The following is a 23639-nucleotide window of genomic DNA, read 5'->3' on the forward strand; positions in this document are numbered from 1 at the left end:
CCTCATCCCCCGCCGCTGCAGCCGATACGCGCTGCAACCGCATCACGGCCGCCGGCAAGGAATGAGTGCTGACCTTCGGCGCGGCGGCACTGGCCAGGCGCGATGTGGCAGGCGCTCCGGCTTTGCCGAGGACGGCGGGCTGATTCGCCACCGCTTCGACGCTGGCCGGCAGCAACTGGACTTCGAAGGCGGCAAAGAAAATCCTCAGTGATCTTCGCAGCGGCAGCATCGATCAGCCGCGATCCAACCTGGGCCAGGCGGCCACCCACCTGGGCACGGGCCGAATAGCGCAGCAGCGTCTGATCTCCCTGTTCCGTGAGCGAGACGTCCGCCGATCCCTTGCCAAAACCGGCGATCCCGCCCTGTCCTTCGAAGGACACCACGTAGCTGTGTGGCGGGTTCATGTCGCTCAATGTCAACGTGCCCTTGAAGCGCGCCTTGACAGGTCCTATTTTCAGCGCTACCTGAGCGGCCAGCATGTCCGCCTGCACATGGTCCAGCGACTCGCATCCCGCAATGCAGGACTTGAGCACCTCGGCATCGTTCAGCGCCTCCCAGGTTGCCGAAATCGGTGCCGGTATCAGCTTTTCTCCAATAAGTTCCATACATCCAAGCCCAAGGGCCCCAAAAAGTGATTGATCAAACGGAATCTATTTGCTGACTTCCATCAACAGATTCTTCAGCGTGACGTCGAGTTTCGCGGCGACGTTGTCGATCGTGGCATCGCCGAACAGCCCGAACATCGAGGAGGGTTTGTCGTACTCGAACAACGCGGTACCGTCGGCTCCCTCATACAGCACCACACGGATGGGTGCGTAGAGACCCGCGGCCAGATTGTGTTTGTTTCATGGAGGCCGCGATCAGGACATTGCCAATCCCGTAACCCACGGCTTTCCGGGGGGCGCCCTCCAGGGAAAGCGCGAGGCCATGGTCCAGCGAATACAGGATCGACAGGCCCGTGGGCGCTGCCAAGTGCTCCAGCTCGGCGCGCGCGCCGGCCATGTCTCCCTTCATCACGAAGGGCATCACCCGCTCAATCTGGAACGGATGAATCCGGGATTCAAGCGCGGTTCTCACTTCGTCAAACGACCGTTTCGAAGTGATACGGATATGTTCCACCGTCAAAGGCCGCATGCTCGCGCGGTCATCCATGCCTGCCTCCGCGGCACGACTTGGGCCCGCCAAAAGCGCTCCGCTTGCCAGCACCAGCAGCGCGCCCTTTGCCGATTCCAACGGCACTCGCTTCAGGCGGCTCTGCGTATTCAAGGTTGCCGCCAGCGGTTTGCTCATGGTCATCCCTCCGGTTGTAGTCATTGCCGTCTCCTCGTGTTTTGGGTTATTCATTGGCAATCGCATCTGCCAGCGCACGGCGCAACATGGTTCGGCCGAGCTGGGTGCGGTAGTCCGCGTCGGCGAAGCGGTCCTCCAGTGGAGAAACCCCATCGAACACCAGGTCGAGCAAGCGCTCCGTCTGGTCCGGCTGGCCGGCATATCCCGCCAACGCGGCTTCGGCCCGATGCGCGCGGAATGCATTTTCGGCAAAGCCGGTCACTGCGATCCGCCCACCGCCGCATCGGCCCGACTCGAAGTCCAGCACCACGGCCACGCCGGCGACGGCGTAGCCCGAAGCCGGATGGCGGAACTTGCGGTACGCCATGCGCCGGCCTGGTGCCACTGGAATGCGCACGCGCATGAGGACCTCATCGAGCGCGAGATCGGTTTCGAACAGGCCCTTGAAGAAGGCATCGACCGGAATCGAACGCGAACCTTGCGGCCCGATCACATCAATCATGGCATCGAGGGCCAGCATGGCGGCCGGCCGATCCGCCGACGGGTCGGCGTGCGCCAGCGAGCCGCCGATGGTGCCGCGATTGCGCACCGGCGGGTCCGCAATCAAGTGCGCCGTGGCGGGAATCAGCGGCAGCGCCCTGGCCACCTCGGCGTGGTGTTCCAGCTGAGCGTGAGTGGTGGCGGCGCCGATGACGACTTCGTCCGTACCGACGCTGATGCCTTGAAGTTCGGCAAGCGCGCTGACGTCAATCAAGGTCGACGGCGCGGCCAGGCGCAGCTTCATCATGGGCAGCAGGGAATGGCCGCCACTCATCAGCTTGGCGCCCTCGCCCCCCTGGGCGAGCTGGCCAAGCGCTTCGGCCACGCTGCCGGGTCGTACGTATTCAAAAGCACTGGGGATCATGGGTTCAGCTCCTTTTGTTCAGTGGCTTGCGCTGCGCGAATGGCGCGCCACACCTTGGGCGGCGTCAACGGCATGTCGAGGTGGGTGATACCGAAGCTCTCGAGCGCATCGCACACCGCGCTGACGATGGCCGTCGGCGCGCCGACACAGCCGGCTTCACCGATCCCCTTGACGCCCAGGGGGTTCACCGGGGTCGGCGTCACCTGGAAGCTGGTGCGCATCGACGGGATCTGTTCGCTTTTCGGCAAAGCGTAATCAAGCAATGAACCGGTCAGGAGCTGGCCGGTCTCGTCGTAGTCGACACCCTCGTACAAGGCTTGGCCGATGCCTTGGGCGATGCCGCCGTGCATCTGGCCATGGCACAGCATCGGATTGATCATGTTGCCGACGTCGTCCACCGCGACATAGTCGAGAATCTTCACCTCACCCGTTTCGATGTCGACCTCCACCACAACGGCGTGGCTGCCGAATGGCGCCACCATGTCTTCAGGTTGGTAAAATACGGTTTCTTCCAGGCCCGGCGCCATGCCCACCGGCAGTCCGTAGCTCACATACGCCATGCGCGCGACCTGGCCGAAGCCAACGTTGCGCTCCGGCTGGCCGGCGACACTGAACGTTCCCTGCGCATAGTTGACTTCATCGGGCTGCGCCTTGAGCATGCAAGCGGCAATGCGCTGCGCCTTGGCCAGAATTTTCCCCGCCGCCATGTGGGCCGCGGTGCCGCCCACTACCATGGAGCGCGAATTGAAGGTGCCGTGCCCGAAAGGCACCCGGTCGGTATCGCCCTGGACGACATCGATATGGTCGAGCGGCAGTTGAAGCGCATCGCCAATGATCTGCGCGTAGCTGGTCGCGTGTCCGTGACCCTGCGGCATGGACCCCGAGAACAGTGTGACCTTGCCATCGGAATGCACGCGCAGCAGCGCGCTTTCCCATCCGCCGCGGTCGAATCCGAGCATTTTTTAGCACGGCCGAACTGCCCATCCCAACCAGTTCCATGTAGCAGGTGACGGCAACGCCGATATAGCGCCCCTGCGCCAGCAACTCGGCCTGCCGCTGGCGCCATTCGTTGTAGCCGATCTCCTTCACCGCGGCTTCGAGACAACCCTCGTAATTGCCGGTATCCCACAGCAGAAGCGGGTGTCCGTAAGGCTTATAGGGAAACTGATGCGATCGAATCAAGTTGATACGGCGCAGTTCGACCGGGTCCATGCGCAATTCGGCAGCAACCGCATCCATAGTTCGTTCGATGATATACGCGGCCTCCGGCCGGCCGGCGCCGCGATAGGCATCCACCGGCGTGGTATTGGTCGTCACCAGCCGCATCTCCCCATCCAGCGCGGGAATGTCGTAGTTGCCGCAGGCGAATGACACCGTGTTGATCGTCGGGATGCCGGTCCCCATGTTCGACAGGTAGGCCCCTAGATTGGCGTATGAGCGCAACTTGATGCCAAGCACACGGCCGTCTTTCCTGACCGCAGCTTCCACGTTCTCGATATGCGCACGGCCGTGGGTGGTGGCCATGTGCGCCTCGCTGCGTGTTTCGGTCCAGCCGACCGGCCGCCCGAAGTGTTTCGCAGCGAATGCGACCAGAATTTCCTCGGCATAGAAGTGCATCTTGCATCCGAACCCCCCGCCATATCGGGCGCGATCAGATGGATCTTGTGTTCGGGCCAGCCCAGGGTTTCAGCCAGCCAGCGCTTCGACATGTGCGGCACCTGCGACGGCAGGTAGAACGTCAGCTTGTCGTCCGACGTATCGTAGGCCGCGCGCACAGCCCGCGGTTCGATGGGACTGGGAATGAGGCGATTGTTGACCAGCCGTACCCGAACAATGTGGTCAGCCTGGCTGACAGCCGCCTCGTAGTCGCCGCCACCGGTCCGGTATACGCTGAGAAGGTTGCCGGGCACATTGTCATGCAATTGCGGCGCACCTTCCCGCACGGCCAGTTCCTCGTCCACCACGGCAGGCAACACTTCATAATCAACGACGATCGCTTCGAGCGCATCGGCAGCCTGCTGCCGCGTATTGGCGACCAACAGCGCGACCGATTCGCCAACATAGCGCACCCGCCCATCCGCCAGCGGAGGATGTGCCGGGATGTGAACCTCGCCCACCACCCAGTTGGGGCGGGATATCGCCGACCTTGCCGCGCAAGTCGTCATAGGTCAGGATGCCCACCACCCCTTCCATGGCCAATGCCGCCGACGTGTCGATCGACTTGATCAGCGCGTGGCCGTGGGGCGAGCGCAACACCATTGCGCACGTCAGGCCTGCAATCGCGATATCGTCGGTAAAGCGGCCGCGGCCGGTCAGCAGGCGCGGATCTTCGCGCCGGGTGACGGATTGTCCGACCAGGCGGGCGGACGGCACATCATTGAGCTTGCTCATTGCAGGCCCTCCTTCGAATCGGCAGACGTGCCGGCTGCCTGATACCCGCGGCTTGCCGCCAGCAGGACCGCGTTAACGATGTTCTGATACCCGGTGCAGCGGCACAGATTGCCGTGCAGGGCTTCACGTACCTGCTCTTCGGTCGGGTTCGGGACCCGGTCCAGCAATGCCTGCCCCGCGAAGATCATGCCCGGCGTGCAGAAGCCGCATTGAAGCCCATGCGCTTCCATGAAAGCTTGCTGCAGCGGCGTCAACTCTTTCGGCGTGCCCAGCCCCTCGATCGTGATGACGTCGTGGCCTTGCGCCTGAACCGCCAGGACCGTGCAGGACTTGGCCGTCTCGCCATCAATCCGCACCAGACAGGCCCCGCATTGCGAGGTGTCGCAGCCAATATGCGTCCCCGTCCCCACGTGGTCCCGCAGAAAATGCACCAGCAGCTCGCGCGGCTCGATCTCGGCAGTCACCGGGGCACCGTTGACTGCAATCGTCACTTTTTGCAGCGTCATTTCATCTCCTTCAAAATTTGCGCCTTGCACTCGCCGAATCCGATCGGCCGGAAGCCATCCCGATGGCACACACCGCGCAGCCATATGATGTCGCCGTCTTCCAGGAACAGGCGCGTTTCTCCCGAAGGCAAGCGCATAGGCTCCTTGCCCCCGGCATTGAACTCGACCAGGCAGCCGCTGTTCTCACGCTCGGGGCCAGAGACAGTCCCGCTGGACAACAAGTCTCCAGTCTGCAAGTTACATCCGTTGCTGGTCTGATGCGTCACCATCTGCGTGAGCGTCCAGTATTGATCTTCAAAGCGCGGCTGCGACAGCACCACCGGGTCCATGCCTTTCTCCCGCATGTCCTGCGTCTGCAACAGCACTTGCAGCGCGATCGAGATGCCTCCCTGGGCCGCATGCGCGGGCGACGTCAGCCCCGCCGGCAGCGCAGGCTCGTCTGCTCCCCGCGTCGGCGCGGCCACGCGAAATGGCGCCAGCGCGTCCAGCGTGATGACCCATGGCGACACGCTGGTCATGAAGCTCTTGGCGAGGAAGGGCCCTAATGGATAACTTTCCCAAATCTGGATATCGCGCGCCGACCAGTCATTGACCAGGCATAACCCGAACATGTGGCTCTCGGCATCGTCGATCGAGATCATCGTGCCCAATGGATTGCCCCCCCCGACAAAGCATCCCACCTCGAGTTCGAAGTCGAGCCATTGGGACGGTACGTACCCCTGACCCGCAGCCACTGAGGCGCCGATTTGTCCGCGTGGCCGGACGCATGGCGTTCCACTCACGACCACGCTGGAGGCGCGGCCGTGGTAGCCAATCGGCATGTGCCTGAAATTGGGTGCCACCGGCATGTCGGGCCGCGACAGCTCCCCGGTGCGGCGGGCATGATGGATCGATGTAAAGAAGTCCGTAAAGCCCCCGATACGCGCAGGCAGATGCATGCGCGCGCTGCTCATCGGAACCAGGCGGCGAGCTGCCGCGGCGATGTTCGCATTGCTTGCGTGCAGGAGTTCGAATACGGCCCGCCGCAACGCCAGCCTTGCGCTCGCTCCATGCGACATCAGCAAGTTGAGGCTGTCGCTATGTAGTGCGGCGGTATGGCTTTCAAGCCCTGGCAACAGGCCGCCGTCCAAAGCCGCTGCCAAATCCAGGATCTGATCTCCGATCGCGGCACCGATCCTGCCAGCCGATGCCCCTCCTGAAGAAAAGACCCCAAGCGGAAGATTCTGGATAGGAAACTCGGCGCCTGGCTCATTGGCACTGCTCACCCAACTTTGCGCGCGCGGGTCATGTGTGTGGTCGATTTTCGTGCTCATGGCGCTTCCTGGCGGCCGCTATGCGGCCATAACGCCCGCGGCCGCCGTGCTGGCCCGGTCCGCTGATTGCGTCGTTTGAGGAGCCGGAACGACCGGACTCGAACGCTGATGCTCGACCAGCATGCCGGCGGTCTTCAGTGCATGGATTTCCTGCGCGCTCATGCCGAGGCCGGCAAACACTTCAGCATTGTGTTCGCCGCGGAAAGCGGGCAAGCCAGGCGGATCCAGCGTGTCCTCCGAGAACCGCCATGGACGGCCATGCAGCCGATACGTGCCACCGTGCCGGTTCGAAACGTCGTGCACAGCGCCCCAGTATGCGGCCCATTCAGTTTCCGCAAGCTCCTTCGTGGTGCGGATTTCACCCATCGCGATCTTGGACTCGTCCAACTGCGCGTCGAGCGCCTTCATGTCGCGGAACGTCAGCATCCAGGTTTGGATGATCTCGTGCAGGGCGTCATAGTTTTGAGAGCGCAACGCCGCGGTGGCGAAACGCGGGTCGCTGGCAAGCTCAACCCGGCGCATAGCCATCAGGTACTGGGGAAAGGTCAGGCTGCTGACCAGGCTCGCTGGCGTCAGGAAGCGCTCGCCGCCCGGGCCGACCCAGAATGCGCCATCAGTTGCGCCCAGAACCGCCGGTTCGGCGCCGGTATCGACACCGGCCAGGTCAACGTGCGCGCGCTCGTTGATCGCCAGCATGACCGCCGCCATGGCCACGTCGATGTATTGGCCGCGGCCCGTGGTTGCGCGCCGCTGTACCGCCGCCAGTACGCCAATCGTCGCTTGCAGTCCGGCGTAGACGTCCGCGTGCGATAGCGGGTCCGGCCGCCACCGGGTCAAATTGTCGCCGTAGTGACGGAGGGTATTGTGCGTAAAGCCTGTCTCGGCCTGCACCGTCGGTGCGTAAGCCATGCGCGAGGCCCATGGGCCGCCCTGGCCGTAACCCGAGATCGACACGTAGATCAGGCGCGGATTGTGGCGTGACAGCGCCTCATAGTCGAGCCCAAAGAACTTGAGCGTACCGGCGCGAAAATTCTCGACGAAGATGTCCGCGTCTTCGCACAGTTTGAGGATCAGCTCACGCGCACCCGGTACGTTCAGATCGATGCTGACATTGCGCTTGCCCACGTTCTGCTGCGCGTAGTAGCCGGACATGCCATCATCAAACGGGAAGGAAAAGCGCGAGACGTCGGGCCGCGGCGGCTCGACCTTGATCACCTCTGCCCCCAGATCGCCCAAGGTGCGGGCGCACAGGGGCCCCGCAAGCACGCGGGACAAGTCGACGACCTTCAGGCCTTGCAGTGGTCCGGACATGATTAGCACCCCTCGAACTTGGTCAAGCCGGGGCCTTGCGCCAGGAAGGAGGCGAGACCGGCCTTCACGTCTTTGGATGCCCAGATGGGCTTCTGCAACTCGGCCATGGCCAGATCGGCTGCCTCGACGCCTTCGTTCGCGGCAATGGCCGCGACCTTCTTGGTCGCAGCATCAGCCACAGTCGGTCCGTTCGCGAGTTCCGTGGCCACGCTCAGGGCGACCGTATCGAGGCGGTCGTCGGGCACGACCAGATTGATCAGACCCCAGCGCTCCAGGGTTTCGGCGTCATAGCGGCGGCCAAGCATCGACATTTCCTTGGCGCGCGCCAAGCCGATGCGCTGCACCTGCCGCTGAATGCCGCCCATGAGCGGGTGCAACCCCAGCGCGCTTTCGACCGAGCCCAACTTCGCCGACGCGGCGGCCACGACGTAGTCGGAAGCCAGCGCCAATTCGAGTCCGCCGCCAAGGCAGGCGCCACGAACGCTTGCCACAATCGGGATCGGCAGCGCCTCGAAAGCTTGCAAGATATCTAGCACGCCCAACTCCATCGTGGGGGCAGAGGCTTTCCCAGTAGTGGCTTCTTCGATCAGCGCATCGAACAGCGTGACGTCGGCACCGGCGCAAAAGTTCCTCAGGTTGCTTCGGAGCACAATCGCACGACCGCCCTGCTCGACCGCCTCCCGCATCGCCGCGACCAACGGGGTGAGCAGCCTTGGCCCCATGATGTTGTGCGGATTGGAATTCATCGATAGCACGATCACACTCCCATGCCGCTCTTTGAGGATAACATCATCAGTCATTACTTATCTCCTATTATCGCACCCAATCCTATCAATGATAAGTTCTGTGCGGAAGTTGAATTTTTTTATCTAGCACGACGCCACTGGGCTTGCTTTCCCGGGAAATCCGGCATTAGCTCACTCCCAAGCAAAGCAACATTGATTCGGCCAAGCCGGGCAATCGATACCACACGGTGGACAGGGCCGCATTTCCATGCATCCGATTGAGGAATGCCCCCCTTTGATTCACACATCATCTTATCAATGATAAGATAAACTAAAAAAATGAGCCGGCAGAGGAAAGATATGTGATTGGAATACGAATGTCAAGTGGTCATTTCAAGGGCTAACCTACCCTGAATTGCCGCTGCCAGCAGCTCGTTCCGCCACCCACTGATGGTCCCGATCAGATTCATTCTAAGTGATAAATTTATTCATCTTAGCAGCGCTAATATTGCTACAATCACTTTACTGCGGAAGCTTGTGAGTCCTCGTAGCCCATCAAGACCACGTACGAACGAAGGACCACCGCTTGCGCCAGGAATGGAACACACGCGTATACAATCTCATCATGCAAAAAATATCCCTTTCGACTCCATCCAAAGAGTCTGACGCAGTGGCCGAAAATACTTCCGGCGTTGCGAAAAAAAACGTCGCGCGCATCTAGGGCAGCCTTCACCTCGTATCACCATGGCGACCTCCGTAACGCCCTGATCGTTGAAGGACGCCGTCTGCTGAATGAGATCGGCGCCCACGAATTGAGCCTCAGGCACGTAGCCCGCTCGGTAGGCGTCTCCATTGCAGCGCCATCCCACCACTTCGAGGGCAAAGATGGATTGCTGGCCGCAATCGCTGCAGACGGCTTCCACGAACTTGCCGCGCTGCGCCGCGGTATCGTTGCGTCAACAACCGATCCGCTCCGAAGGCTCTATCGGATTATGGAGTGTTATGTCAGCTTTGCTGAGCGTGAAAAAGGGCTCTTCTACTTGATGGTCGGCCCTCGAACGTGGGACAAGAAGAAGCCCCCCAGGGAACTAAATGCATTGGCAACATCTTCGTTTAACCTGTTTGCATCTGCCGTCTGCGAGTACGCCAGTACCAAAGGATGGGCAGAAAAGGATTTTGAACTGTTGGTACACGCCGCTTGGTCAGTTGAACATGGGGTGGCGATGCTGATCCTTTCAAATCAAGTTCCTGGCCCCGGTCGCAAGATGAAAGCCGAGCACATGGTCCTATTTTCGCTTTCGATGTTGTTGAACGGCATCGCAGCTGGCCCCGAAAATTTTGCCCATATAGAAAGCCAAGTCGCTCCCGGTAGCGCTGCGTTCGATTCTGCCCGTGGCGGCAGGAAGAAGCGGTAATGACCCGGCCATATAATGAACTGGTTACTCGTCGGGCGAACTGAGGATAAGAGGTGAGCTGTTGAACATGAATAGAGCAGCCATATCCCCAAGCCCGGCCCGTGGCCCGATCGACCATGAGGTGCGGGATCGAATCGTTGCGGCAGCGACCGAGCATTTCCGCTTGTACGGCTACGAGAAGACGACCGTTTCCGACCTTGCCAAGGCCATCGGCTTTTCCAAGGCCTATATTTACAAGTTCTTCGATTCCAAGCAGGCCATCGGCGAACTGATTTGCGCAAAATGCCTGCACGAAATCGAAACGGATGTCAGAACGGCCATGGATGCAGTCGACCGTCCGCCCGAAAAGCTGCGGCGGATGTTCAAGGCGATCGTCGAGTCGAGCCTTCGCCTGTTCTTTGAAAATCGTAAGCTCCATGACATTGCGGTCTCGGCTGCCACCGAGCGCTGGGACGCAGTGTGCGCCTTCGACGGGCGCATCCAGGCGATGTTGCTAAACACCCTGCGCCAAGGGCGCGAAACGGAGGAGTTCGAGCGCAAGACGCCACTCGACGAAATGGCGACGGCAGTTTTCCTGGTCATGCACCCCTACTTCAATCCGGCGCTATTGCAGTTCACCTACGATTACGCCGAGGATGCACCGACCCATCTCTCCAGCCTCGTGCTCCGCAGCTTGTCGCCGTGATGCGCTATCCCCGGATTCCCAACCCGCGTAACTTGGTCCGCTGGCCTGGCAGGCGATTCATGTCTGAGGTCAAAGCCTAGCTCGCGCCGCCGGCAGCAGGTGAAGGTGAACGAAGCCGTGGTTCAAATGGGGGAAATTCGATGGAACGACTATAGACCGGCGCTCCTCCAGATTGTTGGAGAGTTACGCCCACAAACAGGCATGCCTGGTTTAGCCCTGTCCGGAATCGAGTTGTCTAATCGGCATTTCATTGGCATGCAGCGTCGGTCGCATTCACAACAGGCAAACCCGCAGGGTGCGCACTCTCGGCACCCATGCTCGTCGAGGCGCCCCACGCCGCCGGAATCTGCGCCATCGCGTGTTCGGCAAGCGCCGTGATCGTCAGCGACGGATTCACCCCGGGATTTGCCGGCATCGCGGACCCATCACACACCAGCAAGTTGCGGTAACCGAACACGCGCAGTTGGCGGTCAACCACGCCGCTCGCTGGATCTTCACCAATGACGGCACCGCCGATCAGGTGGGCTGTCGTCGGAATGTTGCCCAGTGCCTCAAGCGTATTGCTTTGAGCGATGCCGCCGGTGTGCCGGGCCAACCACTGGCCGCCCGGTTGCCGGCTTCGATGTACGTCGGGTTCGGCTTGTCGCGATTCTGGGTGGAGGCAAGGCGGTAGCCGCCGCCAAACCAGCGCTTCCTGGCACGCAGCGCGATGGCGTTGTCGAGCGCCTGCATCACCAGCAGCATGACCATGCGCCGGCTCCAGCCCACCGGCCACAGCGTCTTCAGCCACTGCACCGGGTGCGCTGCGATGCTGCCCAGCCACTTCAGCGGCCGCGTGATGCTGTTGCCCTTGCCGACCAGCACCGTATAAAGCATGCCAACGAAGTCGGCGTTACGGCCATAGTTGATGAACTCGATGTGCGTGTCATGATTGACGTGCACGCTGCAGCTGATGGCCACATCGTTCCAGGTGTTGCGGTCCTCTGGCAGGAGCACGGTCAGGATCGACTCGCTGTTGGTCCGCACCAGCTCGCCGAGACGGTCGCTGATCCGGGGCAACGAGCCGCCGTGTTTGCAGTTGGCCAGCAATTCGTTGGTGCCGAGCGCCCCGCCGGCGAACACCACGCCGCGCGCGGTATGGGTCTGGCGATCGCGCGCAAACCAGGCGCCAGGGCGCTGCGTGGTCACACGATAGCCTTCGCTGCCGTCGGCAGCGCCGAGCGGGGTCACGTCAACGACCTCGCGTTCCGCCAGGATTTTGCACGCCGCGCTTCTCGGCGAACCATAGGTAGTTCTTCACCAGCGTATTCTTGGCGCCGACACGGCAGCCCACCATGCAGGCGCCGCAGCGCGTGCATCCGGTGCGGTCCGGGCCTTCGCCACCGAAGTAGGGATCGCTGACGGTCATACCCGGCTCGCCGAAGTACACCGCGCAGGGTGTGCGGGTGAACGTGTCCTCGGTTCCGAAGTGTTTGGCCATCTCGCGGATCAGTTGCTGGCTGACCGAATCGAAGGGCACGGGCGTCACGCCGAGCATGCGCTCGGCCGTGTCGTAGTGCGGCTGCAGCAGCTCGCCCCATCTGCCGAGCGTGCGCCACTGCGCATTCTCGAAGAATTCAGGCTTGGCGCGGTACAGAGTGTTGGAGTACACGATGCTGCCGCCACCGACGCCGGCTCCGCTGACGGCTAAGGCGTGTCGAAACAGCGCCATGCGAAAGATGCCCTTCAGGCCCAGCGCCGGTGCCCACACGAACTTGCCTAACTGCCAGGCTGACTTGGGGAAGTCTTCGTCGCGATAACGCCGGCCGCGCTCGAGCACGCCAACGCGATAGCCCTTGTCCGCAAGACGCAGCGCCGAGACGCTGCCACCAAAGCCGGAGCCTATGACAAGCCAGTCGAAATCAAAATTGGCGGATTTCATTGATGTCTCCATTTTTTGTAATTAATTCTGGCGGCGCCGGACGCCGCTCATTGCAGTTGCCAACTATTTGTCTAAGTTGCCATCGCCATGGCTCGAACCCGTCCGCCACTCAAGTGGCGACGCGAGCGGCCATCTGCTGACGCTTCAAAACCGACTTTTCCTGTAAAGCAAAACCCAGCGCGCGGTCCGGTGAAGTACTGTCCGAAAACAGTGCTTCCAGACCATCGTCCGCTTCAAGGACTTCCCATGCCCCCTCAGCACGGGAAGGCGGCGGACATACGACCGTCGGACACGCTGGCGTCTTCACCGTAACAGGCATGGCGGGATACTTAACCACGGTGGGCGTGCCAGTCAGCGTCGCCGCCAACGCCCGGCATTGGAACATGATCGGCATAACGAAAGGCAGCACAGAGCAGCCCACTTCGGCGCAGTCGCCTATGGCGAATACCCGCGGGTCGCTGGTCATCAGTTTTCCGTCCGTGACAATTCCGCACTGAACCTCGAGACCTGCCTGCGCCGCAAGCCCAATCCGCGGCTTCAGCCCGATGGCGGACATAATGAGATCACACCGCATCGCCGTGCCATCCGAAAACTCTACCGCTAATCCCGCAGCTGAGCGGTTCACCGATACGACTGCAGCCTTGAACCGGAATGCAGCGCCGGCGTTTTCCAGCCTGGTTTGCAAGCGCCGGCTGGCTTGTGGTGGCAACAGACGCTCCAGCACCCGATTCGCCACATCCACGACGGTCGGATTGAATCCGCGGGCCAACAAATCGTTGGCGAATTCGCATCCGATCAAGCCAGCGCCCAAAATCAGTACATTCCGTGAGGTGTTGCGGGCCTCAAGCTCCGCCAGTGATTTCTCAAACAGAGAAAAGTCGCCCAGGTCATTCACGGACAGGACACTGTCCACGCCATTTCCCTCCAGTACCGGGCGAATGGGATCTGCCCCCATCGCCAGCACCAGCGTGCTGTAGAACTGATTGCCTCCGCCTTCAAGGTGGACGCAATGTGCTTGCAAGTCAATTTTCACTACCTGGGTATGCGAGAGAATCCGCACACTCAGTTCTTCCTCCATCGCCACCGATGATTTCAGGACGAGCGATGCAGCGGATTTCTTTGCGCAGAGCGCGTTGGACAGCATGGGCTTTGAATAAAAATCCCCGGCGTCCCTGCTGATCATCACGATAGGAATAGTGGCGTCGAGCTTGCGCAACTCTTTGGCGAGGCTGTATCCGGCCAGTCCGGTGCCGATAATGACAATAGGTGAAACCATAGTCCAACTCCCAAGTGCTACAGAACCTGATATGCCAGGTACTCGTTGACGCGCGCCCCCCCTCTGTGGCAGAGGGACGGAGCATGGCCATGTTTTAGTCTTCAATAAGACGATAGTCGGACTTGAGTGCGCCGCATTCAAGGCATTGCCACTCGTCGGGAATATCTTCGAAGCGTGTGCCCGGAGCAATGCCGGAGTCCGGATCCCCCTTGGCTTCGTCATATACATGGGCACAGTAGGTACAGCGGAACTTTCTCATGGTGTCTCCAGATGGTCTCTTGTTCGTGAAGGATTCAGTCAGCGATCAGGGGAAGCCGCTCTAAATCACGACAGGATAATTCTCGCGACTTTTTTCGGATTCTCGACCGCCGAGAAATGACCTGTGTTCCGGAGCGTGAACATGCGGGCGTTTTTCAGCGCGTCCTTTGTGCGATTCCGCTCCGGCACGCGTGACCAGTCCTTCTCGCCATAGATGAGCGTCACAGGCGCTTCCACACCGAAATACCTCTCACGCGCCTTGCTCCAAGAACGCCATACTGCCAGCACCCTTCGCTCAACGTAGTGGAAGTTGGGGCGGCTGCCGGTCTTGAAGAATAAAGCAAGCAGGTCAGCAGGCAATTTACGTGGATCCGCATAACCGCCCCCCATGATCTTGCGGACAATCCAGGGAGTGGCGATCGCAGCGGCAATCGGTCCGAAGACAGGGACTTGCAAACTGCCGATAATCATGTTTGCAAACCAGTTGCCGCGGCGGATACCATCACCGTATCGCGTCTCGTAGTCGTAAGTATTGAGCGCGTAGACCGCTTTGATGCGGTCAGGAATATCGGAAGCTGTCGTCAGCGAGATCACGGCTCCGATCGATTCACCCACCATGGTCACTGCACGCAGATCCAGGGCCTTGATAAAGGTGATGATATTTTTTCGCATGTACGGCTCATCGTACGGCTCCGAGGTGTCGATGGAAGACAGACCATGCCCGGGTAGATCCACAGCGTAAACCGTGAACTTCTTTGCGAGAAGCGGCACCAGGTCGCGGAAATACTCAATCTGTGTGCGGATCGTGTGGAGAAGAATCAGCGGCGGGCCATCCCCCGACTGCTCATAGCGGAGGGAGACCGAGTCGGAAACCTTCAGAAACGTAGGTTCGGCGGAATGATTCTTGCCGTTTTGCTTTGGATTGATCATTGTGGTTCTCTGTAATTAGTTGTGTTCCTACGGGGTGAGCAGACTAAGCCGCAAACTTGCTTGCGAAGGTGAGCCACAATCGCGGCGAGCTGCCCGGTACTTCCGTTTATTACCGCTTGCTCAGCGGGCGCCCACAGCAGTCGTGCCGCCGCGGTGCAATGTGGGAATCAGATCGAAGTTGTACTGAATGCGCAGGTCACGCGCGCGCAGTTCCGGCTCCATGAGTTTCCAGACCTTGGCGTGGTTGTAAGACGGAGTGGTGGGCCAGAGATGGTGAATCAGATGATAGTTGTGCCACTGCATCAGGAAGTTCAGAACCCCCTCGCTGCCGAGGCGCATGGTCGTTCCTGCGGTCAGGTTGTCCGCAGTCGATGCGGCGCTAGTGATATGCCCGACTTTGCCGTTTTCATCTCCATCCAGGTGAGGCAACCACAGGAATACAAATGCAATCAGCCCAGACACGATGCGTGTAGGTATGAACCACAGCATCAGCACATGCCAACCATATCCTTGGTCGATCAGCCAGCCTGCGACCAAAGCGGTGGCGATCATATTGGGTAGAGCTTGAAGCATGACTTTTCGGCTGCGCGGGTCATCATTGGTCAGGTTGTACCACGCGTAGCTAAAGTCAAAAGTCATCCAACGCAGCGGCAGCGTCCACCAACTGCCGTGGATATAGTTGTCTGGGTCCCGAGCATCGTTGGTGAAACGGTGATGCATCATGTGCGAATAACGACACAACTCTAACGTGGTATGTGGTCCCACCACGAGTAGGTCGATGCGTCCGATCCAATCATTCAACTTCACATTGGATGACGCAGCACGATGCATCGAGTCATGCATCACATGGAACATGGGAAACATTGTCGCCACATTCAAGAGCATTCCCGCCCAGAGTGGGATAATGCCCCGCACGGCTGCCACGTCGACGGATATCACGCCAACCACGATGTAAGCCAACACCATTACAGTAGGCCACGCCACTTTCGGCGGGTTCGTCAAGCGGTACAGCTCGGCCTTCTTTTCAGGCGGGACCCTGACAGGATTTTTGGACGAAGCGTTAGAGGACATGGCTGCGCTCCTCCAAGGATTTGAATTTTTGTTGATGGTTCATTGTGTCTCCAGATGGTCTCTTGCTAGTCACGGATTCGGTCTGCGGTCCGTGACAGATTATCGAATCCAGAGGCGGCATCAACAATGCTTGATAGTGCCAAATATTTGTCTTAAGATGACACCACTCCTCTCGAATCCATGTACCTAATAGCAAAGCCTTCCATGACCAGATTCAATAGCGCAACGGGCACAAGGAGCAGCGAGTTGCCCTCGTCATGGTTTGAACCCAGCATCCACTCCGCGTACTACCAGATCTTTAGCAAGCTCCTTGCCGCGCATCGCCTTCCCCTGCCGCGCCCCTTTACCGGCCAGCCGCGATTGCTGCCCCTCTTGGACTTTCTTCCTTCAATTGAGGTGTTTCATGCGCTTGATACGCCAGAGGCAGGCATCGAAGTAGGTTTGGCGGTTCCTGGCGCCGCACACGGAGCGATGGGGCTTGTCGCGCTGTCCAGCGATACCCTGTGGGACGCCATGGTGACGATGGTGCGCTATGGGCCCATTCGCAATCACCTATTCAATTACCGATGTCTGCAACAGGCTGACATGGCGGTCCTGGAGGTCCGGCCACGTTTGAACCTTGCCCGTTATGAGCGGTTTCTGATGTATTCAACCGTGCTAGCGATTTTCAATGTATTCAAAGCCATTTCGGAAGATACGGCGTTCAATGCAATGCGACTCACGTTCCCTTGGGAGACGCCATCCCTGCTGGAGCGCACCGCCATACCTGCCAGAGTTTTCGACTTCAACAAGCAGTCCCTCAGCCTCCAGATTCCAATGGAGGTGGCGATACAACCATCTCAAACCGCGGACCCGGATTTATGCATGCGGCTCAAGATGGCGGGCGAAGAAGAATTGTCCAAACTGAAGGGCAGCACGGGAGCCAAGGTTCGCCATTTGCTCCATCAACGAACACCCGCATGGCCATCGCTGCAAGAAGTCGCTGACAAGCTGGCCATGTCAAAAAGAACCTTGATTCGAAAGCTGGAATCAGAGGAACTGAGTTATCAGCTCTTGCTCGATGAAGCCCGTGGTGAATTGGCTTGCTGGTTCCTGCGCAGGTCGGGTTTGCCGCTTCACGAGATCGCCGAGAAAACCGGCTTCAGCGACCAAGCGAATTTCACGAGAAGTTTCCGACGCATGCAGGGCTGTGCCCCCAGTGAATACAGATCCAATTTCCGCAGGGTCCTGGATCTAGACTGATCAGATTTGAATCCCTGGAGGCCCGTCCTCGTCCCCTTCAATGCGTTGGCAACCAGCGTCGCTTCGACCTGGGTGACATCGGCGAATTGGACCTGCCCCGTGCGAAGACAGAGCTGTCGACCACGCGCTCCGAAGTGATTGGCCTGCAGCAGCAGCGTGTAGCGACAGCACATGCGCTGGCGCTCCTCTTGGGCAAGCCTGCGGCATCATACTCTGCGGATCCGAGCCCGGTCCTCGACGTATTGGTAGAAGGGCGTGGAAGTCAAAGAACTGGTGGCTGGAGCCCATCTCGCCTTCCCTGGGTTAGGCCGCATTCGCCATAACGGCAATGGCTACGCTTGGGTACCAGTCAACTACACTCGCATGCGCTAAAGCATGCCAGGTAGGGTCCCGTCGGCTCACGCAGAGTTGGGCGTGAGCCGTTACCGCCGCCATCTATCGAACATTCACAGGCAGAAAAACGAGAGCCGGGAGCGCATACTGGAAGCCACAGCGGTGCGGATAGGCAGTTCGGGCTCGGATAGCCTAGGCATTGCCGACATCATGCGCGAGGCAGAGCTGACTGCGGGTGCGTTTACGGCCACTTCAATTCGCGCGGGCACTTGGTTAACGAGGTGGTGCGGCGCATGATGGAGAAGGGGCGGACGCGTGTGGCGGACGCGTGTGGCGGGCGCGTTTGCCATGCTCCCTGCCGACGCTGGGGCCTACCTCGACGTCTACTTTGATGAGTCGCATATCCGTGATAGCGCTGCAGGTTGCGGCCTATGTGCGTTTGCCCGGGAAGACCGCTTCGCGCCGCCATTTGTGCGCTAAGCGCTGGCAGAACAGTATGAACTCAGCGTGCGCTATATTGTTGACCTACTCGGAACGCGGCCGGACGCAGAGGTGCTGGCGCGGGACGTCATGGCGGCCATCGTGGGAGCAGTCAGGCGCACTAGCCCTAGTTGGGGGCGCCTCTGGCCGTCACCATAAATTCCATCATGTCCTTCGCCGCAGGCCACTCTATGCCTGTATTCCGGCACGAACGACATTTCCTTAGGTATTATTGGGGGGAATTTTCCGTGTCCTCCTGCCATTTCTCAATCACCTTTTCAGCGCACCTGAACGCTTCTGCTGCGAGAGGAACACCACAGTAGATGGCGGCATGTAGCAGTATCTCTCTGATTTCTTGCTGTTTCGCGCCATTGTTAAGCGCGCCGCGCAGGTGTCCGACCAACTCGTGTTGGCGACCTAACGCAGTTAGCATCGCAACGGTAACAAGGCTGCGCGTCTTGAGGTCGATACCGCCTCGACACCAGACCGTACCCCATGCATTCTCAGTAATGAACCGCTGCAGCGGCTCGGGTAAATTCGGTGGCGTTGGCAAATGCGCGATCGACGAAGTCGTCACCCATCACTTGCCTGCGCATCGCCAGCCCATTCTCAAATCCGTCACTCATTATCGTCACTCCTTAAAAAAGCCCCCGCTATGCTCCAGGCATGACGGCGGCGGAGACTGCTCAGCGTTTTGTCGGTCAGAATGAGTGCCGCATGCCGACCATGACACCGTTCCGGGACCCGCTTGTGACGACAGTGGCGCCGGCGCTCAAGGCTATCGCCGCCGCCCCGACTATTTGTCGTCCTACCCACCGCCCCATATACCGCCGTCCGTTTGGAGAGATAGTAAGTCCCGCGTACCACGTACAGGTTGGTGTCATTCGGGCTATCTTTCACATCTAGGCGCGCGATCTGCGCATCGAGCACGAACGGGAGCGTGAAGCTATAGTTGACACCCAGGTAGGCCAAATCACTGCGAGGCGTGATTGCATTGCTTTCGTTCTTGCGGCGCATCAGCCCCCTCCAACTTTTGCTGGCCCAAAACTTGGCATAAGCGCCTACGTGCCAGCGGGAATCGGACTGGTCACTGCGCGTTGGGCCAAAGGCCGCTGCAGCGCCGGGACCGCCATTGTACGTGTCATATCCTCCCACTACGCCCCAGCTGGCAGCGTCATAAGCGAGCATGGCGTTCCATTCCCTGCATGCCTTGCTATCAACTGCGTTTTCACCACCGCAGTTGGTGGCACCGGGTCCACCGGCGTTCGACACATCCCGACCGAAGGTATATCCGGCGCCGACCGTGAAGCCCTTGAATTTGCCCTTATAGGAAATGGAGTTGTCGTTGCGCAGATTCAAAATCAGCGGATCGATCGAGCCGATCGAAAATTGCCCGGTACCGATAACGTCTGTATCGAAGAACGTATAGAACAGCATACTGTACGTTCTACCGACCGTAACCTGCCCCCAGTCTCCGCTGAGCCCCACCCATGCCTGCCGGCCAAACAGCCTACCACCCTGATTGAGGGTACCGCTGTCAGGCGCGAATCCGTTCTCCAACGTGAAGATGGCCTTCAGACCGCCGCCAAGGTCCTCCGTTCCGCGAAACCCGATTCGCGAGGGGAACTGGCCCCCGGAAAGGTTTGGCATGCGGGGTCAGGCTTGCTCCGCCGGACGCCGTGTTGGTGATGTGCTCGACCGCGGTGTCGATCAGACCATAGACCTGGACGGACGATTGTCCAAATGCGGGCACTGCGCCCAGCGCCGCAAATACGCCCAGCACTGCCCAGTGATACTGTTTCTTCATTGCGTCTCCTCCTTTTGAAATCGTCGCGCAGCGGCTACCCGTTTTCCTATGCCGACTGCCCCCCTTATTTGTTCCCATATCGCGAGTTGCATTGCGAGGCACTCAGTTGAGTGGCAAAAGAATCTCCATACCAGCGGCGCTTAGCCCAGGTTCCCTCACATGAAATCTCAACTGGATGTCTTACGAGCAGAAGGTGTGACTACCGGGGAAATAGCCCGTTGTCCTTCCCTTCGCCCGCGAATTGGGCAGTCCTACGACTCGCCGCCGGTCACCCGCCCCGAGCACGGCCCGAATCCAATCGGTACGAATCCGGCTTTCTCACATCGGCCTCGGAAAGTGATCTCGTCGCCGTCTTGCAGGAAGGTCCGGCTTTCACCAGTGGGCAAATAGATCGGGCGGCTGCCACCAATCGTCAGCTCCAGCAGACTTCCCAGCTCATGATCTTCTGGGCCGGAGATTGTGCCCGTGCCAATCAGGTCACCGGCATTAAGTTGCAGCCGTTAATGGTGTGATGGGCGATCATTTGCGCCGGAGTCCAGTACAAATGTCTGGCATTGGAGGTAAGGATTTTTTCGCCTGCTACCGCCTCGGCACGCATACGTTCAGTTGACAGCCACACTGACAGGCCGACGTCGAACCCGCCTGATTGCTGGTCACGTTCATCGAACAAGTACGGCAATGGTGCTGGGTCGCTTTCCGGACGCGGCATCGCAGGCACACGGAACGGTTCCAATGCGTCGACAGTCACCACCCAGGGCGATACGGTTGTCGCGAAGCTCTTGCTCAAAAACGGTCCAAGCGGGAACATCTCCCAACGCTGCAAATCTCGGGCGGACCAGTCATTGAGCAGACACATGCCGGCGATATGCTGGCCAGCTGTTCCGACACTAATGGGCCGGCCTTGGGCGTTCCCCTGTGCGATGTACAGGCCCATTTCCAACTCGAAGTCTAGCCGTTCGCTACCGCCAAATCGTGGCGGAGTGCCGCGCTCTGCAGGCGGCATCTGGCCATGCGGACGAAACACCGGAGTCCCGCTTGCCTGAATGGACGACGCCCGGCCGTGATAGGCAATCGGCACCCATTTGTAATTGACGGGCAGCGGGTTCTCGGGAGTTAGCTGCGCTCCGGCCGCCCGCGCATGATGAATGCCGGCGTAGAAGTCGGTGTAGTTGGCCGATGCCATTGGACGGTGCAGCCCGCATCCGGCGATATCCTGCAGTAATTCTGCGGCATGGGGCCGGGCCCTTCCATCGGTGCCCGACGCATCAAGCAAGTTGGCCAGGCACGCGCGCAATTCCGTCATGATCTCTCGGCCAAGCGAGAACAACGCATTGAGCGAGCTCTGGCGGACCACTTGTGCGGTGATGGCGGGTGGCAGTAGCCGCAATTCCTGTGCGACGGCCAAGTCCAGCACCTGGTCACCAATGGCGACACCTACACGAAGGTCATCGCTGGTCCCGCGGCTAAAGATGCCAAATGGTAAGTTCTGGATTGGAAAGTCCGTGTCAGCGCTATTGGCAGACTCGACCCAGCTGCGGCGCTTGGGATCGTGCGTTTCGTTCAGAGCCATAATATCTCCGTGTGTGCAGGGTCAGACGCGGGCGCCTGGATCATCTTCGGCTTCGCGAAGCAGTTCGCCGCCTTCGAAAACCTGGAAGCCCGGAACCTCAACGAGGAACATGGCAACCTCGGTAACAGGCTCCCCTGTCGCCTCGCTCGATGCTTGCGCCAGCTTAGTGAGCAATTCTCGTTTCAGGGCTTCGGAGCGGCGGCGGATTGTGCCTACCATGCGGGTCCCGCTCACTGACTTACCAGCCAGGAAGAGATTGCTCTTGGGGACGTCGATAAAGACAACGCTCACATAATTGCTAGGTGCCCCCGTGACTTCACAATGGGTGGCAGTAATCGCTTCGGCGATCTGCGCTTTCTTCCTTGCGCTGACGCTGTCTTCGGTCACGGTAAATTGATAGATTGGCATATAAGGTCTCCATTAGAAATTAGTCAGTGAAGTTGGCGCCCGGTCGGCAATGTGCGACCCGATTACATCCTGGGAGAGCCGCGTCTCCTTCGACAGGGACAAGGCGGTAAGCGATATCAGGCACAATCCCGCGGTGTAGTACCCCACGGCAGAGGAGCCGAAATCAACGATCAGCTGGCTCGCAATAATGGGAGTCAACGCCCCGCCGATTACCGTAGCAATGTTGTAGGCAAGCCCGGCCCCGGTGTATCGATATTGGGCGGCAAACAGCTCTGGCAGATACGCGCCAAGTGGCCCATAGGCCAACCCGATTGCTCCCTGCAGCAAAACGAGACCGAGCACCAATGCTGCAGGTTGGCGGGTTTCGATGAGCGGGAAGAGTAAGAGCGCAAACACGAGGCAGGCGGCGTTACCGATTAACAGGACACGTTTGCGTCCAATCTTGTCGGACCAGACTCCACCGATGACCGTGAACACTGCAAGTGACACGCCACCGGCCATGCCGATCGGAAGCATCTGTGACTTGCTCAGGCCAAGGGTCTGCGTACCGTAGCTGGTGATGTACGTGATGGCGAGGTAGAACAGGCCGAACACAGCTATCGTGCTTGCAGAGGCAAGTGCTAATTCCTTGGACTGTTCTCGAAATAGGCTCACAACAGGGAACTTGCGCACGCCATTTGAACCTGCTGCCGCTTTCTGGAACGTCCCGGTCTCCTCCAGCGCGATACGCACTGCCAAACCAACGACGATCAGAATAGCGCTAGCCAGGAATGGAACGCGCCAGCCCCAATCGAGAAATGCCTCATTGGTCATTGTCAACGAGGTGAGCAAGAAGGTCGCGCTGGACAGCAGAAAACCGAGCGCCGGGCCCAGCTGCGGGTACATGCCGTATTTGCCGCGGCGATCAGCGGGCGCACTTTCCGTTGACACCACGCTGGCACCTGCCCACTCGCCGCCCATGGCCAAGCCTTGAATGATGCGCAAAGCAACCAGTAGCACCGGCGCCCATGCGCCAATGGACTGTGCGGTTGGCAGTAATCCTATGCCGACCGTCGCAAGTCCCATCAAGAGCAGCGTGATGACGAGCGTATTCTTGCGCCCTAAGCGGTCACCGAAGTGGCCAAAGAAGATGGCTCCAAACGGCCTGATAACGAAAGCGACGCCGAACGTGGCCAACGCGACGGCGGTGGCGGCAGAGCTACCTAAAGAGGGGAAGAACACTTTACTGAAGACCAGGGCAGCGGCCGTGCCGAAGATTGTGAAGTCATAAAATTCGATCACGGTACCGATGGTGGCGGCCGCTGCGATGCGGGCCATCTGGCCTTTGCGTGGGGCGGAGGATGACATGGCTTTGCTCCTACTCAGCTTGCTTTTGGAGTGCCTTCAAATGCGGCGGCAACTCTTCCAGGAACTGCGCCTTGCCGTTGCCCAGGGAGAAGTCCGCTGGGCCGACTTCGAGCAAGCTGATGAAGACATCCTCCGGCCGGACGTTGGCCGCCTCATTGAGCAACTCGGCGATGCGGGCGTACAGCTTTGTCTTCACTTCGTCGCGGCGGCCTGCGGCCAGCGTGATCTGAATGGCGATGAACCCTTCGGTCCTGTCGATTCCATAGAAGTTGGCGTCATAGATGATTTCACCGGGTGCGTGGCTGGTGATGATCTGGAAGCGGTCGCCCGTGGGGATATCGATGGTGTCCACCATGGCTTGATGCACGGCGTCCCCGATGCGGCGGCGCACGTCGGCCGCGCTACTGTTGAGCGAAATTCGAACGAGTGGCATTGCTTGTCTCCTTGATTGATGGT

General features: G+C 59.7%; 25 protein-coding genes and 3 pseudogenes. 3 read left to right on the top strand and 25 right to left on the bottom strand.

All coding sequences use genetic code 11. The annotated features are described in order from the left end of the window. Positions 1–2: 2 nt before the first annotated feature. From ACHMW6_RS24735 to ACHMW6_RS24785, 11 genes and pseudogenes are all read right to left on the bottom strand, one after another. Positions 3–605: a CoxG family protein gene (locus ACHMW6_RS24735; RefSeq protein ID WP_395400779.1), complete on the bottom strand. Its 603-nt coding sequence runs from the start codon at positions 603–605 to the stop codon at positions 3–5. 45 nt (positions 606–650) lie between these two features. Next, on the bottom strand, positions 651–800 hold the full coding sequence (locus ACHMW6_RS24740) for a hypothetical protein (protein WP_395400781.1): 150 nt from the start codon (positions 798–800) through the stop codon (positions 651–653). Beyond that, the gene (locus ACHMW6_RS24745; protein WP_395400783.1) at positions 790–1290 is read right to left on the bottom strand and encodes a hypothetical protein; all 501 of its coding nucleotides are present in this window, start codon (positions 1288–1290) and stop codon (positions 790–792) included. Before ACHMW6_RS24745 ends, ACHMW6_RS24740 begins: the two co-directional genes overlap by 11 nt. 46 nt (positions 1291–1336) lie before the next feature. Further along, complete coding sequence (locus tag ACHMW6_RS24750; RefSeq protein ID WP_395400785.1) at positions 1337–2194, bottom strand: FAD binding domain-containing protein; 858 nt, start codon at positions 2192–2194, stop codon at positions 1337–1339. Continuing rightward, positions 2191–3153: a xanthine dehydrogenase family protein molybdopterin-binding subunit gene (locus ACHMW6_RS24755; protein WP_395400787.1), complete on the bottom strand. Its 963-nt coding sequence runs from the start codon at positions 3151–3153 to the stop codon at positions 2191–2193. The genes ACHMW6_RS24750 and ACHMW6_RS24755 overlap by 4 nt, the downstream gene beginning before the upstream one ends. A 280-nt stretch (positions 3154–3433) precedes the next feature. After that, positions 3434–4263 (bottom strand): annotated as a pseudogene (locus ACHMW6_RS24760) (xanthine dehydrogenase family protein molybdopterin-binding subunit); the annotation flags it as partial. Beyond that, positions 4178–4585: a hypothetical protein gene (locus ACHMW6_RS24765; protein WP_395400789.1), complete on the bottom strand. Its 408-nt coding sequence runs from the start codon at positions 4583–4585 to the stop codon at positions 4178–4180. The pseudogene ACHMW6_RS24760 and the gene ACHMW6_RS24765, both read right to left, overlap by 86 nt. Then, complete coding sequence (locus tag ACHMW6_RS24770; RefSeq protein WP_395400791.1) at positions 4582–5091, bottom strand: (2Fe-2S)-binding protein; 510 nt, start codon at positions 5089–5091, stop codon at positions 4582–4584. The genes ACHMW6_RS24765 and ACHMW6_RS24770 overlap by 4 nt, the downstream gene beginning before the upstream one ends. Next, positions 5088–6404, bottom strand: coding sequence for a fumarylacetoacetase (gene fahA / locus ACHMW6_RS24775; protein ID WP_395400793.1), 1317 nt, complete (start codon positions 6402–6404; stop codon positions 5088–5090). The genes ACHMW6_RS24770 and fahA (ACHMW6_RS24775) overlap by 4 nt, the downstream gene beginning before the upstream one ends. Positions 6405–6422: 18 nt before the next feature. Further along, a complete protein-coding gene (locus ACHMW6_RS24780; RefSeq protein ID WP_395400795.1) occupies positions 6423–7715 on the bottom strand; it encodes a CaiB/BaiF CoA transferase family protein in 1293 nt (430 codons plus the stop codon). A 2-nt stretch (positions 7716–7717) separates the two neighbouring features. After that, on the bottom strand, positions 7718–8515 hold the full coding sequence (locus tag ACHMW6_RS24785; protein ID WP_395400797.1) for an enoyl-CoA hydratase/isomerase family protein: 798 nt from the start codon (positions 8513–8515) through the stop codon (positions 7718–7720). 617 nt (positions 8516–9132) lie between these two features. On the opposite strand from ACHMW6_RS24785, the gene ACHMW6_RS24790 reads away from it, so the two are divergent. Both ACHMW6_RS24790 and ACHMW6_RS24795 read left to right on the top strand, forming a co-directional pair. Beyond that, positions 9133–9855 (top strand): TetR/AcrR family transcriptional regulator, encoded by a 723-nt coding sequence (locus ACHMW6_RS24790; protein WP_395400799.1) that lies wholly within the window; start codon positions 9133–9135, stop codon positions 9853–9855. A 67-nt stretch (positions 9856–9922) separates the two neighbouring features. Beyond that, on the top strand, positions 9923–10540 hold the full coding sequence (locus ACHMW6_RS24795) for a TetR/AcrR family transcriptional regulator (RefSeq protein WP_395408705.1): 618 nt from the start codon (positions 9923–9925) through the stop codon (positions 10538–10540). Positions 10541–10787: 247 nt separating this feature from the next. Here ACHMW6_RS24795 and ACHMW6_RS24800 read toward each other — a convergent pair whose 3' ends face one another. From ACHMW6_RS24800 to ACHMW6_RS24830, 7 genes are all read right to left on the bottom strand, one after another. Then, positions 10788–11135, bottom strand: a complete 348-nt coding sequence (locus ACHMW6_RS24800; RefSeq protein WP_395400801.1) for a GMC family oxidoreductase — start codon at positions 11133–11135, stop codon at positions 10788–10790. Further along, positions 11057–11770 (bottom strand): hypothetical protein, encoded by a 714-nt coding sequence (locus ACHMW6_RS24805; protein WP_395400803.1) that lies wholly within the window; start codon positions 11768–11770, stop codon positions 11057–11059. The genes ACHMW6_RS24800 and ACHMW6_RS24805 overlap by 79 nt, the downstream gene beginning before the upstream one ends. Position 11771: 1 nt before the next feature. Then, positions 11772–12461 (bottom strand): NAD(P)-binding protein, encoded by a 690-nt coding sequence (locus tag ACHMW6_RS24810; RefSeq protein WP_395400805.1) that lies wholly within the window; start codon positions 12459–12461, stop codon positions 11772–11774. A 109-nt stretch (positions 12462–12570) separates the two neighbouring features. Next, positions 12571–13737: an NAD(P)/FAD-dependent oxidoreductase gene (locus ACHMW6_RS24815; protein WP_395400807.1), complete on the bottom strand. Its 1167-nt coding sequence runs from the start codon at positions 13735–13737 to the stop codon at positions 12571–12573. A gap of 94 nt (positions 13738–13831) precedes the next feature. After that, positions 13832–13996 carry a rubredoxin gene (locus ACHMW6_RS24820; RefSeq protein ID WP_182154996.1) on the bottom strand — a complete coding sequence of 55 codons (165 nt, stop codon included), beginning with the start codon at positions 13994–13996 and terminating at the stop codon, positions 13832–13834. 65 nt (positions 13997–14061) lie between these two features. Next, positions 14062–14925: an alpha/beta fold hydrolase gene (locus ACHMW6_RS24825; protein WP_395400809.1), complete on the bottom strand. Its 864-nt coding sequence runs from the start codon at positions 14923–14925 to the stop codon at positions 14062–14064. A 120-nt stretch (positions 14926–15045) separates the two neighbouring features. Next, positions 15046–15996: a fatty acid desaturase gene (locus ACHMW6_RS24830; protein WP_395400811.1), complete on the bottom strand. Its 951-nt coding sequence runs from the start codon at positions 15994–15996 to the stop codon at positions 15046–15048. A gap of 204 nt (positions 15997–16200) precedes the next feature. Between ACHMW6_RS24830 and ACHMW6_RS24835 the strand changes: the two genes are divergently transcribed. Then, positions 16201–17238 carry a helix-turn-helix domain-containing protein gene (locus tag ACHMW6_RS24835; RefSeq protein ID WP_395400813.1) on the top strand — a complete coding sequence of 346 codons (1038 nt, stop codon included), beginning with the start codon at positions 16201–16203 and terminating at the stop codon, positions 17236–17238. A gap of 1042 nt (positions 17239–18280) precedes the next feature. Here ACHMW6_RS24835 and pcaC read toward each other — a convergent pair. The 7 genes and pseudogenes from pcaC to ACHMW6_RS24870 form a co-directional block, all read right to left on the bottom strand. Then, positions 18281–18677, bottom strand: a pseudogene (gene pcaC, locus ACHMW6_RS24840) (4-carboxymuconolactone decarboxylase). Then, entirely contained in the window at positions 18670–19701 is a 1032-nt protein-coding gene (locus ACHMW6_RS24845; protein WP_395400815.1) for a porin, read from the bottom strand. The pseudogene pcaC and the gene ACHMW6_RS24845 overlap by 8 nt, the downstream one beginning before the upstream one ends. Then, the gene (locus ACHMW6_RS24850; RefSeq protein WP_395408796.1) at positions 19589–19858 is read right to left on the bottom strand and encodes a hypothetical protein; all 270 of its coding nucleotides are present in this window, start codon (positions 19856–19858) and stop codon (positions 19589–19591) included. The genes ACHMW6_RS24845 and ACHMW6_RS24850 overlap by 113 nt, the downstream gene beginning before the upstream one ends. Before the next feature lie 251 nt (positions 19859–20109). Further along, a pseudogene (gene fahA, locus ACHMW6_RS24855) lies at positions 20110–21428 on the bottom strand (fumarylacetoacetase). Between the two features lie 21 nt (positions 21429–21449). Continuing rightward, positions 21450–21836, bottom strand: a complete 387-nt coding sequence (locus ACHMW6_RS24860; protein WP_395400817.1) for a 4-oxalocrotonate tautomerase family protein — start codon at positions 21834–21836, stop codon at positions 21450–21452. Positions 21837–21848: 12 nt separating this feature from the next. Continuing rightward, positions 21849–23183 (bottom strand): MFS transporter, encoded by a 1335-nt coding sequence (locus ACHMW6_RS24865; protein ID WP_395400819.1) that lies wholly within the window; start codon positions 23181–23183, stop codon positions 21849–21851. Positions 23184–23193: 10 nt separating this feature from the next. Continuing rightward, a complete protein-coding gene (locus tag ACHMW6_RS24870; protein WP_395400821.1) occupies positions 23194–23616 on the bottom strand; it encodes a tautomerase family protein in 423 nt (140 codons plus the stop codon). Positions 23617–23639 lie beyond the last annotated feature (23 nt).

Source organism: Pseudoduganella sp. UC29_106, assembly GCF_044055365.1.
In the GTDB taxonomy this organism is placed as follows: domain Bacteria; phylum Pseudomonadota; class Gammaproteobacteria; order Burkholderiales; family Burkholderiaceae_D; genus Rugamonas.